10 protein-coding genes are annotated in these 15387 nt (G+C 72.2%); all 10 read right to left on the reverse strand.

The window, feature by feature from the left end; translation table 11 throughout:
• Nucleotides 1-50: 50 nt before the first annotated feature.
• The 10 genes from bcsZ to pncB all read right to left on the reverse strand — a co-directional run bounded on the left by bcsZ (nucleotide 51) and on the right by pncB (nucleotide 15361).
• On the reverse strand, nucleotides 51-1184 hold the full coding sequence (gene bcsZ, locus MKP15_RS15100; protein ID WP_240213263.1) for a cellulose synthase complex periplasmic endoglucanase BcsZ: 1134 nt from the start codon (nucleotides 1182-1184) through the stop codon (nucleotides 51-53).
• Nucleotides 1168-4737, reverse strand: coding sequence for a cellulose synthase complex outer membrane protein BcsC (gene bcsC, locus MKP15_RS15105; protein ID WP_240213264.1), 3570 nt, complete (start codon nucleotides 4735-4737; stop codon nucleotides 1168-1170). Before bcsC ends, bcsZ begins: the two co-directional genes overlap by 17 nt.
• Nucleotides 4734-7091 (reverse strand): cellulose biosynthesis cyclic di-GMP-binding regulatory protein BcsB, encoded by a 2358-nt coding sequence (gene bcsB / locus MKP15_RS15110; protein ID WP_240213265.1) that lies wholly within the window; start codon nucleotides 7089-7091, stop codon nucleotides 4734-4736. The genes bcsC and bcsB overlap by 4 nt, the downstream gene beginning before the upstream one ends.
• Entirely contained in the window at nucleotides 7088-9721 is a 2634-nt protein-coding gene (bcsA, locus tag MKP15_RS15115; RefSeq protein WP_240213266.1) for a UDP-forming cellulose synthase catalytic subunit, read from the reverse strand. Before bcsA ends, bcsB begins: the two co-directional genes overlap by 4 nt.
• On the reverse strand, nucleotides 9718-10473 hold the full coding sequence (bcsQ, locus tag MKP15_RS15120; protein WP_240213267.1) for a cellulose biosynthesis protein BcsQ: 756 nt from the start codon (nucleotides 10471-10473) through the stop codon (nucleotides 9718-9720). Before bcsQ ends, bcsA begins: the two co-directional genes overlap by 4 nt.
• Nucleotides 10470-10649, reverse strand: a complete 180-nt coding sequence (bcsR, locus tag MKP15_RS15125) for a cellulose biosynthesis protein BcsR (RefSeq protein WP_161613778.1) — start codon at nucleotides 10647-10649, stop codon at nucleotides 10470-10472. The genes bcsQ and bcsR overlap by 4 nt, the downstream gene beginning before the upstream one ends.
• Nucleotides 10646-12292, reverse strand: a complete 1647-nt coding sequence (gene bcsG / locus MKP15_RS15130; protein ID WP_240213268.1) for a cellulose biosynthesis protein BcsG — start codon at nucleotides 12290-12292, stop codon at nucleotides 10646-10648. Before bcsG ends, bcsR begins: the two co-directional genes overlap by 4 nt.
• Nucleotides 12289-12471: a cellulose biosynthesis protein BcsF gene (gene bcsF, locus MKP15_RS15135; protein ID WP_240213269.1), complete on the reverse strand. Its 183-nt coding sequence runs from the start codon at nucleotides 12469-12471 to the stop codon at nucleotides 12289-12291. The genes bcsG and bcsF overlap by 4 nt, the downstream gene beginning before the upstream one ends.
• A complete protein-coding gene (locus MKP15_RS15140) occupies nucleotides 12468-13985 on the reverse strand; it encodes a BcsE family c-di-GMP-binding protein (protein ID WP_240213270.1) in 1518 nt (505 codons plus the stop codon). Before MKP15_RS15140 ends, bcsF begins: the two co-directional genes overlap by 4 nt.
• Before the next feature lie 197 nt (nucleotides 13986-14182).
• Nucleotides 14183-15361: a nicotinate phosphoribosyltransferase gene (gene pncB / locus MKP15_RS15145; RefSeq protein WP_240213271.1), complete on the reverse strand. Its 1179-nt coding sequence runs from the start codon at nucleotides 15359-15361 to the stop codon at nucleotides 14183-14185.
• Nucleotides 15362-15387: the final 26 nt, after the last annotated feature.

A 15387-nucleotide genomic window follows, 5' to 3' on the forward strand; every position in this document is an offset into this window, starting at 1 on the left:
AGGGACGCATTCTAGCCAGAACGCAGCCGGCGGTTGGCGGGGCGGTCGCCTCAGCGCCAGCGCGGCTGCAACTGCCCGTCGGCGCCGAAACGGTAACGTCCCTCGGCCCAGCCGTCGCCGAACAGGGTCAGCATCTGCGCATAGTAGGCGGGCGCGTCGCTGCGCTGCCGGTCGGGGGTGGGCAGGCTGGCCTGCAGCGACTGCGCCAACCCGCGTTCGCCCTGCGCCAGCAGGTACGGCACCAGCGCGGCGCGGAACCCATAGCCGCCTTCGCCGCTGCCCACGCCGCTGCGGGTGTCGACCTTCTCCCACATCGGGGCGCCGTCGCGCAGCCGCCGCAGCGGTCCGGCCAGCGCCTGCAGCTGCGCCCGGAACAGGCGGTCGCGCGGCGACAGCAGGCCCGCCCACAGGTAGCAGCGGATGGCGTCGTAGCTGCCGCTGGCGCCCCGCACCGGGTCGGCCACGAAGGTGCCGTCGCGCCATGCCGCCCAGTCCGGGGCGAAGCCGTGCGGCGCGGTCTGCCGCAGCAGCTCCAGGGTATTGCCGGCCAGCGCGGACCATGGGCCGTCGCGGTCCACCGCGGCGAAGCGGCGCAGCAGCGGCAGTGGCAGGTAGCTGGGATTGACCCGGGTGGCGCCGTCCTCGACGAAGCCCTGCGGACCGGGCAGCAGCATCGGCCCCAACCCGGGCAGGTCGACGATCTCGCTGGCGCGCACCTGCGCCAGCATGTCCTGGCCGATGCGCTGCAGCGCCGGGCGATGCCACAGCCGGCCGGCCTCGAGCAGCGCATAGGCCAGCCACAGGTCCGAATCGGCGGCGGGGTTGGCGTCGAGCACGCCCCAGCCGCCCTTGGCATCGCGTCCCCACAACCAGGCCGGCAGGCGCTTGCCCATGTCGCCGGCGGCAAGGTTGTCCACCGTCCACGCCAGGACCCGGTCGAACAGCGCCTGGTCGTTGTCCACCAGCGCGAAGAACAGCGCGTAGGACTGGCCTTCGGAGGTGCTGCGCAGGTCGTCCTGGCTGCGGTCGATCATGCGCCCGTCGGCGCTCAGGCTGCTGTCCACCAGCACCTGCCAGCGCGGCCAGCCGGTGGCCGCGGCGGCGGCCGGCACCAGGCCCAACAACGGTGCGGCCGCCAGCGCCTGCAACAGCGCGCGGCGCGCGGGGTCAGCGGAGTTCGCCATAGGGCACCAGCGGTGTGACCGGCAGCGGCAGGTTGCCCTGCCAGGGCTTGAGGGTATAGCGCAGATACAGCTGGAACGTGTTCGGCGAGTAATCCTGGCTGCGCTGCACGGTGCCGGCGGCGCCCAGCACCAGGTGGTCGCCGAGCCGGCGCTCCAGCGCCAGGTACAGGCGGTGGCCGGTCCCGGTGCTGCTGGCATCGGCGCTGTACAGCCCGGCCGGGTCCAGGGTGAGCGGGCCATACAGCGGCTGCAGCTGGGCCAGCACCCGGTCGACCAGCGATGCCTCGGGGAAGCGGCTGATCGCGCGGGTGCGCGCACGCGAGACGCTCAGCGAGGCATCGACCCGCAGCGACCAGTCGTCGTTGCGCCAGGCCAGGCTCGCCGGCACGCTCAGCGACGCGTACTGCTGTGGGCTGTAATAGCCGCCCTGCCCCAGCGAATAGCCGCCCAGGTCGCGCGCATAGCGCCAGTACATGCCGGTCAGGCCGACATCCACCCGCAGGTCGGGGCGCTGCACCAGCTTGTGGTACCAGCCGGCCATTGCGCGCGCGCGGTCGTTGTCCATGACGTTGCGGCCGGTCAGGCGATGCCAGCTCCAGTTGGACCACATGCCGTTGCGACCGCCCTGGTCGTAGCCGAGGCTGAAGGTCACGCCGTTGGCGGTCACCCCGCCCCAGGCGATGCCGCTGCGCGGATCCACCGCGCCGGCCTGCGACAGCAGCGAGTTGGTCATCGGCCGCCGCGACAGCGTCGCGCCCCAGCCGAAGCGGCCAAGGTCGCCATTGACGGTGGCGCCGCCGAGCCAGTTGCCAACCACGTAGCCGGCGGGCGTGTGGCCGATGTCGAAACGCCAGCGGTCGTCGCGCGTACGCCAGCCCAGGGCCAGGCCCGCACCGGAGTTCATGCGCTGGTGCAGGCGGGTGTCGCAGCCCGGTGCCTGCAGCCGGCTGCCGTCCGCGCGCAGCAGGTACAGCTGGCAGCTGCCGAAGTCCTGGTCGTGGAAACCATTGGCGTCGGTTTCGAAACGGCGCGCGTCCAGCCGCACCTGTTCCAGCCGCGCCCAGCCCAGCCCGCCGGCGAACGGCGCGTCGAGGTGGACGATGCGGGTGTCTCGCGCGAGCCTGGAGATGCCCGGGGTGCCGTCGCTGCGGCGGCCCGCGTCCTGCATCAGCGTCAACGTCGGGTTCTGCTCCAGGTACAGGCTTTCCACGTCGCCGCGCAGGCTGCGCCGCAGCCAGTCGTCGCCGGCGGTCTCGCGGCTGGCGCGGGTCAGCGCGCGGTCGTCGCGCGGCTGTGCCTGCCCTGGCGCGATCAGGCCGTTGTCGGCCATCGCACGCGCATACATGTCCAGCGCCTGCTGCGGGTCGCGGCCGCGCAGCAGCCGCGCGGCATCGCGCCAGGACTGCGGGTCGGGGCCGTCGGCGGCCGCCAGCACCCCGCGCAGGACGTCCAGCGCCCGGGCGTCGTCGCCCAGCGCGGACCAGATCGCGGCGAGCTGCCGCTGCTGGCCGATGTCGCCGGGCGCCAGCACCGGCGGCGACGCCATGCGCGCGCGCGCGGCTGCCAGGTCGCCGCGGTCGATCAGTGCCTGCACGCTGCCCAGCTGCGCATCGGCGTTGCCGGGCTGGGCCTGCAGCACCTGCGCGTAAAGCTGCAGTGCCTGGCCGCTGTCGCCGCGCAGCCGCGCCCAGTCGGCCAGCATCAGCACGATGTCCGCGTCCTGCGGCAACTGCCGCAACAGCGCGACGGCCTCGTCCTCGCGGCCGGCCGCGCGCAGTTCCCAGGCGCGTGCGGTGGCCTGCTGCCGGCGCAGGCGCGTGGCCAGCGCATGCATGTCGTCGTCCCACTGCGCGGTGGGAAGCGCGTCCAGCGCGGCCAGCGCCGCGGGGATGCGATCAGAACCGGACAGGTACAGCGCCTGCGCGTAACGTGCCGCCGGCGTGTTGCCGGCCCTGGCGGCCATGTCGGCGATCACCGCGTCGGCCTCGTCGACCGCACCGCCGGCGCGCAGCGCGTTGGCCTGCGAGTAGGCCAGCCACGGGTCGTCGGGCTGTTCGCGGCGCAGCTCGCGGCCCAGCGCGATGGCCTCGGCCATGTCGCCCGCGGCCAGCGCACGCTCGCGCCGCTCGCGCAACCGCGCCAGCTGCAGCGCACGCAGCTCATCGGCATACAGCGCGCGCTGGGGCGCCGGAAGGCTGGCGATGTAGGCCTCCATCCGTTGTGGATCGGTGCGACCGTAGAACTGCACCAGTTTGCGCACCACGTTGGCGTCGTTCGGCGCGATGCGCCGTGCGGCCTGCAGTTCGCGGCTGGCCGCGTCGTCGTCGCCGCGCGCCACCGCCACGTCCACCAGCCCGAGCTGGGCGTTGATCTCGCGCGGCTGCTGGCGGCGCGCCTGCGCGTACAGGGACTGCGCGCGATCGAGCTCGCCGGCTTCCAGCGCGGCATCGGCCTGCTCCATCACCAGCCAGTAGCGGGTGCTGGCGATCAGGTCGCGCCACTTGTCGCTGTTGCTGGTATCGGCCTGCAGCTGCTGCGCCTTCTGGAACTGCGCCAGCGCCGGTTCGCGCTGGCCCTGGCGCATCAGCGCCAGCCCCAGCCCGCCGTGGAAGTCGGCCTCGTCCGGGAAGCCGGCCAGGGCCTGGCGGAACGCGGCCTCGGCCTCCGCGTTGCGGCCGGTGTCGAGCAGCTGCGTGCCGCGCAGCCCGGCCAGCCAGGCCGGGTTGCCCACCCGCCTGCGCTGTTCGTCGTAGAGCGTGCGCGCCTCGTCGATGTTCGCCCAGCCGGGATAGCGGGCGATGAAGGATTGCAGCCGGCGTACGTTGGTGGCGTCGGCCTGGCGCGCGGACAGGTAATCCCATTCGGCGTCGGCGGCATAGGTGAGCGCTTCGGGGTTGTTGCCCATGCGCTGCAGCGCGGCCAGCGCCTCGCCGTCGCGACCGGCGGCGAACAGCAGCTGCGCCAGCGCCTGCAGCAGCGCGGTGTTGCCGGGATAGGCCTCGTCGAGCGCCGCCAGGCGGCGGATCGCCAGCGGCCGGCCGGCCGCTTCGGCGCCGCGCAGGCGCCAGTATTCCAGGCCCAGCTGCATGCCCGGCGGGTCATCGTTGAACAACCGGCGGTAGATCGCCAGCGCCTCGGCGTTGCGCCCGCCGGTGGCGAGCATGCGCGCCTCCTGCAACTGCGCCTGCATGTCGCCGCGATACGCCGACCAAAGGCGTTCGCCGGCCGCCAGCTCGCGGCTGCCGGCGCCCACCTGGCGCAGCCGCGCCAGGGTCGCGGTGGCGTCGTCGATCTTCTGCTGCGACAACTGCACTTCCAGGATCGCCAGCATCGTGGCGCGGTCGTCCGGCGCCAGCAGGCGCAGCCGCGCCAGCGCGTCCTCGATCAGCCGCTGGCGCCCGGTGGCCTCGCCGATGCGCACCTGCTGCAGCAGCCATTGCCGCTGCGAGGCCAGGCTGCCTCCCGGGGTGGGCGGCAGCGCCTGCGCGCCCACCTGGCCGACCGCGGCCAGGCCGACCAGCAGCGCCAGCGGCAGCGGAAGCCGGCGGCTCATCCCTGGTCCGCCGCTTCCAGCCGGCGCCGCGACACCCAGCGCAGCGCGCGCCACAGCAGGAACGCCACCATCAGCACCACCACCGTGGCCAGCACCGCCAGCAGCACCGGATGGTCGGCCAGGTGATACCAGAGCAGCAGCCACCAGGGCAGCGAGCCGACATAGTAGTGCTCGCCGACGAACTGGCTGTGGATGCCGGAACTGCGCAGGATCGATACTGAACCGGCAATGGCCTCGCGCTTGCCGATGTCGCTGAGCGCGTCGTCGAGCAATGCGTAGTCCGCGTCCTTGCTGGCGGCCAGCGAGACGATGCTGCGCTGGGCGTGGTGCGGCGACTGCAGGCCGATGATGGCGGCGAACGGCGCGTCGGCGGTGACGCCGACACGGTTGATCGCCGCATCGCTGCCGCTGCTGCCCAGGCGCGCCTCGATCACCGCTTCCTGCGGCGAGCCCACCCGGCCATTGCGCAGCGTGGTGCGCTGGTTGTCGATCATCAGCGACAGCTGGTCGCTGCCGCGCAGTTCCTGCGGCAGTTCGCCCAGCATCAGCACGTCGGCGTCCAGCCGCGCGGCCTGCTTCCAGTCGTCGCTCACGCGCAGGCCATAGGCCGGATAGCCGCTCTGCACGCCCAGCCCGCCGACCAGGTTCAACAGCAGCCCGACCTGCGCCGGGTTGGCGCGCGGCGGCATCAGCACCACCGTCTCGGACAGGTCGGCCATGCGCGTGAACGGGAAGCCGCTGAGCGCGAACGCGGCCAGGTCCGGCAGGCCCATGTAGTGGTGGAAGCCGGAGAAATCGATGGTCGAATCCTCCTCGATCGCGGCCTGCAGGTTGGGCGGCAGCACCGTCTGGCAATGGTCGCGCTGGGCGCTGCCCATGACGCTGGCGAAGTTGAAATCGAAGCGCAGCTGGTTGCGGTCGCCGATCTTCAGCGCCGGGATCAGCAGCTTGCCGTCGCCGGCGCCGGCATCGCCGCTGAGCACCGGCAGCCGGATCTCCTCCAGGCCCTGCTTGCCGGACCGGCGGATCAGCGGGAAGCTGGAAATGAACTGGTCGTTGATGCCCACGCTCAGGCGCGACTCGTCGCTGCTGAACGGCGGCGTGTAGCGGTAGCGCAGGTTGAGCGGAATGCCCTGGTTGCGCCAGATGAACAGGTCCGGCGGCAGGTTGAGGTTGAGCACGATCGGCTGCGGCGCGATGCCGCTGGCGCGCAGCTGCTGCGGGTAGTCCAGCAGCTCGCCGAAGCGCACGGCGCGGTCGGTGCGCACCCAGTTCGGCGCGTCGTAGGGCTTGCGCGGCGCCAGCGGCTTGACCTCGTCCACCTGCACGCGGGTCCCACGGAACAGCACGTTGCCGGCGGCGATGGCCGACACCGCGGTCTGCAGGTCCGCGTCATTGCGGCCCAGCACCAGCAGCAGCTTGCGCTGCGGGTCATCCGGCAGCGACCGCAGTTCGATCACCGGCCCCTGCACCGGCGCATGGTCGGCGATCACCGAAGGGAACCGGCCGTTCACCGCCATCACCACCGCGTGGCCCTGCGCCGGCAGCCGGTCGAAACTGACCGGGAACCGCGCCTGCCGCCACCAGCCGGCCATGCTGCCGAAGTACGACGCCATCAGCGCGGCCGCACGCTGCTGCGCCACCGACGGCGACCCGGCGAACACCACCGGCAGTTCCAGCCGCGCGCTGTCGCGCGGATCGAAGAACGGCAGCGGGAAGTTGGCCAGGTCGTCCTGCATCGCCAGCGGCTGGCCGCCCAGGCGCAGGGTGCTGTTGCTGGACAGGTTGACCCACAGCGAGCTGTGGGTCGGCTCCTCGCAGATGTCGGTGTAGTGGCCGACGAACTCCAGCCGCACCTGGTTGAAGTCGGCGATCAGCCGTGCGTCCAGCGGCACCTTGGCCTGCACCGGCCGGCCGAGCTGGTCGTTGCCGATCGACACCACGTCCATCAGCGCGTCGTTGAGATAGACCCGCAGGTGCGACAGCGTCGGCAGCAGCGACGGCGACGGGGTGAAGGCCAGGTCGAGTTCGGCCGCGCGCACCAGGCGGTCGCGGCGCACCTGGAACTCGAAGGTGGTGGTGTTGCGGATGCCGGACAGCAGCGTGTCCTGGCGGCGGCCAAGCTGGGCCAGGGTGCTGGCGCGCTGCCACGGCCAGGTGGCGCCGGCCCAGGCCGGCCCCGTTGCGGCCGCCGCCGACGGCGGCGGCGTGATCGCGGCGGCGCCGGGCGCTGGCGTGGCATCGGCGACCGGGGCGGCGGCCGCCGTTGCCGCCTGCGGCGCACTGGAACCGTTGGCGACCGGCAGCGCCAACAGCGGCAGCAGCAACCAGCGCAGCGAAGTGGAAATGCTCATGGACGAAGCCCCGGGTCAGCGGCTGGGTCAGCCGGGTAGGAAGGAAGCGGACGTTGCGGCGCGAAACTGGCCACCCAGCGCATCGCGCGGCGGCTCCAGTGCATCGGCCGGTCGAGATCGATCGGCGCGAAATCGCCGATCCGGCGGTAGCCCTGCCAGCCGAGCTTGATCACGCTCCACAGGCTGCGCGGCAGGCTCATCGGCTGGTAGCCGGCGTGCCAGTCCAGCCAGGCATCGGCGCGGGCGAAGGTGCACTGCACGAACTCCACCCGCTGCGATTCGTCGTCGAACCGCAGCAGCAGGCCCAGGCGCGCGCCGACGCTGCGCTGGACCACCGCGGCGAACGCGAACTCGCGGCGGCCGCGGCCGAGCAGCAGGGTCACCGCGGTGCCGGCGGCGAGTTCCTGCGCGGGCGCGCGCGCCAGCTCCAGGCCGACACCGTCGTTGGAATAGTCGTGCATGACCCCGCGCAGGGTGCGGCCGTCGGGCAGGCGCAGTGCCATCGGCAGGCGCTGGCTGACGCGATGGGTACGGCGCACCTGCTGCACTTCGGCCGCCACCGCCAGCGCGCCGCCGACGATGAGCAGGTTGTACAGCACCCACAGCGAACTGACGATCACCGTGCCGCGCTCGTCGGCCGGGCCGTGCAGGAAGCGCCACACCGCGAACCCGAGCCCGGCGACGTTGAGCAGCGCCAGCACCAGGTAGGGCTGGGCCACCTTCCAGTCGAAGCGGTCGCCGGCCTGGGTGCCACCCTTCTCGGTGACGTTGAACTTGCCCTTGGCCGGGCTGAACAGCGCCACCGTGGTCGGCCGCGCGATGTACCAGGCCAGCACGGTCTCGTAGACCTCGCCCCAGAACGGCCGGCGCCACTGCCCCTGGATCCGCGAGTTGGTGAGGTTGGCGTGCGCCATGTGCGGCAGCACGAACAGCAGGATCGCCACCGCCGGCGCGTAGATGATGTAGACGTGCAGCAGCAGGAACGCCAGCGGTGCGGTCAGGAACACCAGCCGCGGGATGCCGGCCAGGAAGTGCAGCATCGCGTTGGCGTAGCAGAAGCGCTGGAACAGGCTCAGGCCCTTGCCCAGCAGCGGGTTGTCGATGCGGAAGATCTGCACCATGCCGCGCGCCCAGCGGATGCGCTGGTTGACGTGGGCGCCGAGGCTGTCGGTGGCCAGGCCCGCGGCCTGCGGAATGCGCAGGTAGGCCGAGTTCCAGCCGTTGCGGTGCAGGCGCAGCGCGGTGTGCGCGTCCTCGGTGACGGTCTCGGTGGCGAAGCCGCCGATATCGTCGATCGCCGCGCGCCGCAGCACCGCGCACGAACCGCAGAAGAACGCCGCGTTCCACAGGTCGTTGCCGTCCTGCACCAGGCCGTAGAACAGCTCGCCCTCGTTGGGGTCGCGGCGGAACACGCGCAGGTTGCGCTCGAACGGGTCCGGCGAGAAGAAGTGGTGCGGGGTCTGTACCAGCGCCAGCTTCGCATCGCGCAGGAACCAGCCGGTGGTGACCTGCAGGAACGAACGCACCGGCAGGTGGTCGCAGTCGAAGATCGCCACCAGCTCGCCGTCGAGCTGGGTCAGCGCATGGTTGAGGTTGCCGGCCTTGGCGTGGCGGTTGTCGCTGCGGGTGATGTAGTTGACCCCGGCCTCGGCGGCGAACGCGCGGAACTCCGGGCGCCTGCCGTCATCGAGCAGGTGGATGCGCAGCTTGTCCGCCGGCCAGTCCAGGCCCAGCGCCGCATTCACGGTGTGCCGTACCAGCGACAGTTCCTCGTTGTAGGTGGGGATCAGCACGTCCACGGTCGGCCAGTCGCGCGGATCGGCCGGCAGCGCCGAAGGCTTGCGCTGCAGCGGCCACGCCACCTGCACGTAGCCCAGCATCAGCACCAGCCACGAATAGGTCTCGGCCGCGAGCAGGACCACGCCGCAGGCCAGGTCGAAATCGTTGTTCCAGTTGAGCGTGGCGGTGTAACGCCACCACAGGTAGCGGCACGACACGGTGATCGACAGCACCACCAGGATCAGCGTGGCGTAGCGCCCCGGCATGCGCCGCACCAGCAGCGCGATGCCCCACAGCAGCAGCACGAACACGAACTGCGCGAAATAGCTGAACGGCTGGGTGACGCACAGCAGCGCCAGGCCCAGCGTGGCCACGCCGACGCCGTACGTCAGCCACCGCCGCGTGCGCCTGGACAGCGCGCCCAGGGTCATGCGCGCGCGCTGCCACGCGGCGCTGTTCCAGACCCGTCGCGGCAGCCCGCGCATCGTGTCCAGGTACCGCCGCCAGCCGCGGTCGGCGGCGCCGCGCAGGCCGGCGACATGGCGGCGCCGGGCCGCCGCCAGCCGGTGGCGGCGATGCGAGGTCTGCGGGGTGATGCGCACCAGCAGCAGCCAGCCGGCCTGGATCAGCATCCGCAGCGGGTCGCCGAAGCGCCAGCGGCGGTAGACCCGCAGCTGCGGGAAGGCATCGGGCAGGCGCGGCGCCAGTGCCTGCCACGCCGGCCCTTCCAGCCGCAGCAGCGCCCAGCCCATGGCCTGCAGCAGCCACAGCAGCCACAGCGTCGGCAGCGGCGCCCGCGCGGCCTCGCGCAGTTGCGGCCAGCGCAGGTAGCGCATGCGGCGCGGCCTCATGGCGTCCGTCCCGCGCGCGCGCGCAGGCGTCCGCGCTCGGCCAGGCACCACACCGCCAGGCTGGCGACATCGGCCACCGCCTGCGCGCCATCGGGGTCGGCGCCCAGGGGCCGCTTGCGTGCCAGCGCGGCCGCCACGTTGGCGTCCTCGTGCAGCGGTTGCGGCACCAGCGGCGGACCGCCGTCGATCCACAGCTGCATCAGGTCGCGCTGCACCGCCAGCGCCGGGTCGTAGCGGTTGCACAGCAGCCGGCGCGCATCGTGTGCGCGCCGCTGCAGCAGCACGTGGCAGCCCGGGTCCACCGTCGCCAGCCGCAGCGGCAGTGCGCAGGCGGCGTGCTGATTGACCGTGTCGACGTGCGCTTGCAGCCGCTGCGGCAGGTCGAACAGGATCCAGTCGAACTGCGCGGCCAGCAGCGGCAGGCGCTCGGCCCAGAACCGCGGCGTGCGCCGCAGCCGCTCCTCGATGGTGGCCACCTCGGCGTCGCTGGCGTGCCCGTACGGCAGCAGCGCCAGCCCGGGCAGCGCTTCGAACGCCGCCTCGCGCCAGTCGCCATCGTCCAGCCAGGCCCGCGCCCAGCCGCGCGCCTCGGCGGCGGGCAGGCCCAGGTGCAGGCCGAGCAGATGGTCGGGGCTGCACTCGACCAGCAGCACGCGTTCGCCCTGCGCATGCAGCGCATGGCCGAGCGCGGCGATCATCGTCGTCACCCCGACGCCACCGCGCACGCCCTGCAGGGACAGCGTGGTACTCATCGCCGCGGCTCCGCCGCCAGCTCGGCGAACAACGGCCAGCGCGCAAGCGCCTGCGACCGCGCGCGCTGCGCGGAGAAGTCCAGGTACGGCAGCTCCGGCATCTGCAGGTGCGCGCGCAGCACGTCGATGTCGTCCTGTTCCGAGGTCAGGCCGGCGGGCAGCCGGTTGCCGGTCATGGCGTGTCCTCCGGATAAGGGGTCCACGTCGGGCTGCCCTTGAGCTGCAGCCACGGCTTGCCGTCGTACTCCATCACCTTGGCGCCTTCGTTCTCCGACACCGACGGGGTCGTCGGCAGCCCCTGCAGCAAGCCGTCCCAGTTGCGCTCGTCGGCGCTGGCCTGGGCGTTGAGCGCATAGATCCGCGCCACCAGTTCGGACAGCGCCAGGTAGCTGCTCGGGGCGGTCACGTGGCGCGGACCGGCCGCGGCCGGGATGCCCATGCCGACCAGCTTCACCCCCACCGGGACGTGGGTGATGGACGGGCTGGGGATTTCGCGCATGCCCGGGATCTGCATGCGGTCGCCGTGCAGCGCCGCACCGTGCTCGGGCACCACCACCACCACCGCGCGGCGTCCGTTCTTCTCCAGCGCGTCGATGAACCCCTGCAGGTCGCCCAGCACCATCTGCGCGCGCGCCTTGTAGTCGCTGGCCATCGCGCGCCCGTCGGCACCGACGATGCGGTTGCCGTCATGCAGCGAGATCGTGTTGTAGAACAGCGCCACCTGCGCGCTGGAGGCGGCCTGGCGCTGCTTGAGCCAGCCGCCCAGCACGTCGCCGTCACGGCGCAGCGGCGACTTGTCGAAGGCGATCAGCGCGCGCGGATACCCCTCGATCGGCAGCGGCGTGGCCGCCAGCCCGCCGTAACGGGTGAGGTCGCCGATGAAATCGTCGAAGTGGCCGTCGTGGTTCATCGCCAGCTCGTTCTGGAACCCCAGCGCCTGCAGGTTGGCGAACAGCTGGCACTGCGCCGGCACCGGGTCGAACAGCGCGGTGTGCGAGGTCTGGCCGCAGCTGGCGCGCAGCAGGCGGATCGCCGCCGGGCCGCTGTAGGAGGTGGCCGAGTTGAACGCGTCGAACACCACGTCCATGCCGTCGAACAGCGGGTTCTGGCGCAGGCCCACTTCCTCCAGGTCGCTCCAGGCCAACGAACAGATGTTGAGCACGATCACGTCGAAGGGGGTGCCGCCGTGGGCCGGCGGGAAGGCGGTCTTCAGCCCGGCCTGTTGCTGGTAGAAGCCGGCCAGGTAGGCGTCCAGGGTCTGGTTGTTGGCCGGGCCGCCGCGCGCGGCCGCACCGGCCCCGCCGGCGCCCTGCGCTGCGCCGGCATCGCCACCACCGGCGGACTGCAGCGCGGCCGGCAGCGGCAGCGCCATCGCCGCCATGCCCAGCATCCCCAGCACGCTGAGCGTGGTGACCCGCAGCCACGGCTTGAGCAGCAGGTAGCCGCAGACCAGCAGCGCCAGCAGCGCGACCATCTGCCAGTTGATGAAGCGCCCCAGCAGCTCCAGCCAGTACGAGGCGGAGAAATCCAGCACGCCGGGCTGCGCCAGCAGGCGCTCGAACGGCGGCCACCAGGTGTCCTGGTAGTACAGCGCCACCGCCACCGGAACCGCGACCACGGTGCGCGCGATGCGCGCGCCGCGCCACGGCAGCGGCACCAGCAGCGCCGCCAGCAGCAGCAGGTTGGGCAGGATGTGCAGGTCCAGCGCGCCCATCCAGGCGAGGATCACCTTGGACAGGAAGTACAGGTTCCAGCCGCGCAGGTCCGGCCACGCGTGCGGCGTGGCGGTCGCGGCGGCGGCGGTGCGGGCCTCGCTCATGCCGGCCCCCGCGGCGCATCCCGGCGGCGGCGCTCGCCGACCCGCTTGAGGTAGCGCGGTGGCAGGCCGCGGCGCAGGCGCGCGCGCAGCGCGCGCAGGATCGTCCCGAGCATCACGCCCAGCGGAATCATCACCAGCGCACACGCGGCCACCAGGCTCCATACCTGTTGGTCGTTCATCCTTCCCCTCCCAGGCGGATCGGCCGCGGCGCCGTCCATGACGGCGCGGGTGCCGGCGGCACCGGCGGCGCCTGCAGCGGCGGCGGCGCGGCAAGCCCGCCGCCGGCCGCGCTCATGGCGGCGACGTCGTGCCCGGCCTGGCGCTCGTAGCCATCGAACAGTTCCCGCCAGGGCAGCCGGAACAGGTTGCCCAGCGCGCGCTCGATACCGTCGCCGCGGCAGGCGAACAGGAACAGCCACACCTGGCCGGCGTACATGCAGGCGAAATCGCCGCGGCGGCGCATCTGCAGCTGCTGCAGCGCATGCACCGGGCTCAGCCCGGCGACCGGCTGCAGCACCAGCACCGCGCTTTCCACCGCGCCACCGCCCTGCTCGAGCAGTTCGCCGGCCAGCTGCCGGAATTGCGCCGGGGTGACGATGCCACCAACGTCCGGCGGCCGGTGCAGGCGAATCAGCCGTTCCGGATCCTGCGGCAGGCGCCCCTGCCAGAGCTGGCCCTGGATCGTTTCCAGCAGGGTCAGGAAACGCGCCAGCGGCAGGTTGGCCGGCGCCACCAGGCTGGCGCCGGACTCCAGCAGCAGGCGTTCGTCGGCATAGCGCAGGCACGGCTGCATCTCGCGCATCACAAGCTTCAGGCCGTTGCCGCGCTCGCTGCGCAGCTGGAACACGATGCGCGCCAGGGCATCGACATCGGCGTTCTCGGCGATCGCCAGCACCACCGTGGCCGCCTGCGCCTGCAGCGCCGCGGCGACCAGCGCCGACCAGTTCTCGAACAGGCGCCAGGCGGCGGAGAACGGCGGTGCGCCCTCCAGCGCGTCGGCCTGCGCCAGGTAGAGGAAGCGGTCGCCGCCTTCCTGCGCCAGCGCCGCCGCCATCGCGCCGTCGCCGGCGCCGAGCACGCCGAGCCGGAAGCCCTGCCAGCGGGCCTCGAAATCGCGATGCGCGAACACGCCCTCGGCGTTGCTCCAGTAGTGGACCAGGTATTGCAGCGCGCCGCGGTGCGGGTACAGCTGGGCGACGCCGCTGCACAGCGGGTTGAGTGGCAGCAGGCGCGGCGCCAGCGTGGCCACCTCGCCATGGCACAGCAGCAATACGCAGTGGCTGCCGGCGGCGGCCCAGTCGTGCAGCTGCCTGCACCAGCGCGCGAGGTGCGGGCCGTGCAGGCCCTCGAGCGCGATCGCCGGCACCTGCACCACGCACAGGGTACGGCGTGCGGCGGCGCAGCGCGCCAGCTCGGCCGGCAGTGCGCGGACCGCCGGCGCCAGGTCGGCCACCGCCGCTTCATGCAGGCGGACCCGCGCCGGCCCCTGGTGGACCGCCAGCGGCGCCACCATCGATGCGGGGGAGCGCCCGAGCGCGGCCACCACCGCCAGCGGCACGGCATCCGCGCCGGCCAGGACGCCGGCGGCGAACAGGTCGGCGTGGCCTGCATCGGCGCAGGCGATCCAGTACACCCCACCCGCGCGCAGATGGGTGAGTTCGTGCTGCAGACCGTCGATGGCGAGTGAAATCATCTTCAAATCGTTTCCCAGTCAGCGGCCAGTTTGCAGGTCGCCGCGCCGCGTCCCCCATCCCTCGCGGGAATCCTTGACCGTTGTCACATTAACCCCGTGCGGGCCGCCGGCTCAATGTCACTCGCTCACGGCCGGCCTCACGCGCACCGGCCGCGCATGCCCCCGCAGGGCCGCCGGGCCCCGCGCCGCTGCGGTTCTCAGGGCGCCGGGGGCAGGCCGAACACCTGCCGCAGATAGGCCAGGTACCCCGGGTCATCGCACATGCTCTTGCCCGGCGAATCGCTGAGCTTGGCCACCGGTTGACCGTTGCAGCGGACCATCTTGATGACGATGTTCAGCGGGGTCGGCCCCAGGTCGTTGGTCAGGTGGGTACCCACGCCGAAGGCCACCTGGCAGCGGTCGCGGAAGTAGTCGTACAGCCGCATCACCTTCTCGATGTTCAGGCCATCGCTGAACACCAGGATCTTGCTGGAGGGATCGGCGCGGTTGGCCTTGAAGTGCGCCAGCATGCGGTCGCCCCATGCGAACGGGTCGCCCGAGTCGTGGCGCACGCCGTCGAACAGCTTGCAGAAATACATGTCGAAATCGCGCAGGAAGGCGTCCAGCCCGACCACGTCGGACAGCGCGATGCCGAGATCGCCGCGGTATTCGCGGGCCCACGATTCCAGCGCGGCCACCTGCGAGTCGCGCAGCCGCGGGCCCAGCGCCTGGAACGCCTGCAGGTACTCGTGCGCCATCGTGCCGTGCGGGGTCATGCCGTAGCGGCGGGCGAAATACACGTTGCTGGTGCCCACGTACTGGGCACCCAGCGCATCGCGCAGCAGCGGCAGCATGTGCGCGTGCCAGTCGCGCGAGTAACGGCGGCGGGTACCGTAGTCGGCGATGCGGCAGTTGCCGAAGCCCGGGGTATCGCGCAGCAGCGCGGTCTTGGCGCGCAGGCGGCACTCGCCCTCGGCGAAATCCGGGGTGCTGGTATTACGGAACCAGACCTCGTTGATGATCGCCAGCAGCGGCACCTCGAACAGGATGGTGTGCAGCCACGGGCCGGTGATGTCCAGCTCGATCTCGCCGGGCACGCTGGCCGAGGCGCGCAGGTCGATGTACTTGCGGTCCAGGTGGAACAGGCCGAGGAAATCGGCGAAATCCGGCTTCACGAAGCGCAGCTGGCGCATGTAGTCCACCTCGTCGGCGGCGAAGCGCAGGCTGCACAGGTGGTCGATCTCGGCGTTGATCTGGTCCAGGTGGCGGGCCAGGTCGATGCCGGGGGTGCGGCACTTGAAACGGTACTGGACGATGGCCCCGGGGTGCTGGTGCAGCACCGCCTGCATCATCGTGAACTTGTAGAGGTCGGTATCGAGCAGGGACTGGATGATCATGCGCGCATTATGCGCCGCCTCCGGTC

The organism is Stenotrophomonas sp. Y6 (genome assembly GCF_022436665.1).
Taxonomy (GTDB): domain Bacteria; phylum Pseudomonadota; class Gammaproteobacteria; order Xanthomonadales; family Xanthomonadaceae; genus Stenotrophomonas; species Stenotrophomonas acidaminiphila_A.

Excerpts from the sequence above, each read along its gene's own strand:
- bcsZ (WP_240213263.1), bottom strand. The coding sequence starts at position 1,184 with ATGGCGAACTCCGCTGACCCCGCGCGCCGCGCGCTGTTGCAGGCGCTG.
- bcsC (WP_240213264.1), bottom strand. The coding sequence starts at position 4,737 with ATGAGCCGCCGGCTTCCGCTGCCGCTGGCGCTGCTGGTCGGCCTGGCC.
- bcsB (WP_240213265.1), bottom strand. The coding sequence starts at position 7,091 with ATGAGCATTTCCACTTCGCTGCGCTGGTTGCTGCTGCCGCTGTTGGCG.
- bcsA (WP_240213266.1), bottom strand. The coding sequence starts at position 9,721 with ATGAGGCCGCGCCGCATGCGCTACCTGCGCTGGCCGCAACTGCGCGAG.
- bcsQ (WP_240213267.1), bottom strand. The coding sequence starts at position 10,473 with ATGAGTACCACGCTGTCCCTGCAGGGCGTGCGCGGTGGCGTCGGGGTG.
- bcsR (WP_161613778.1), bottom strand. The coding sequence starts at position 10,649 with ATGACCGGCAACCGGCTGCCCGCCGGCCTGACCTCGGAACAGGACGAC.
- bcsG (WP_240213268.1), bottom strand. The coding sequence starts at position 12,292 with ATGAGCGAGGCCCGCACCGCCGCCGCCGCGACCGCCACGCCGCACGCG.
- bcsF (WP_240213269.1), bottom strand. The coding sequence starts at position 12,471 with ATGAACGACCAACAGGTATGGAGCCTGGTGGCCGCGTGTGCGCTGGTG.
- MKP15_RS15140 (WP_240213270.1), bottom strand. The coding sequence starts at position 13,985 with ATGATTTCACTCGCCATCGACGGTCTGCAGCACGAACTCACCCATCTG.
- pncB (WP_240213271.1), bottom strand. The coding sequence starts at position 15,361 with ATGATCATCCAGTCCCTGCTCGATACCGACCTCTACAAGTTCACGATG.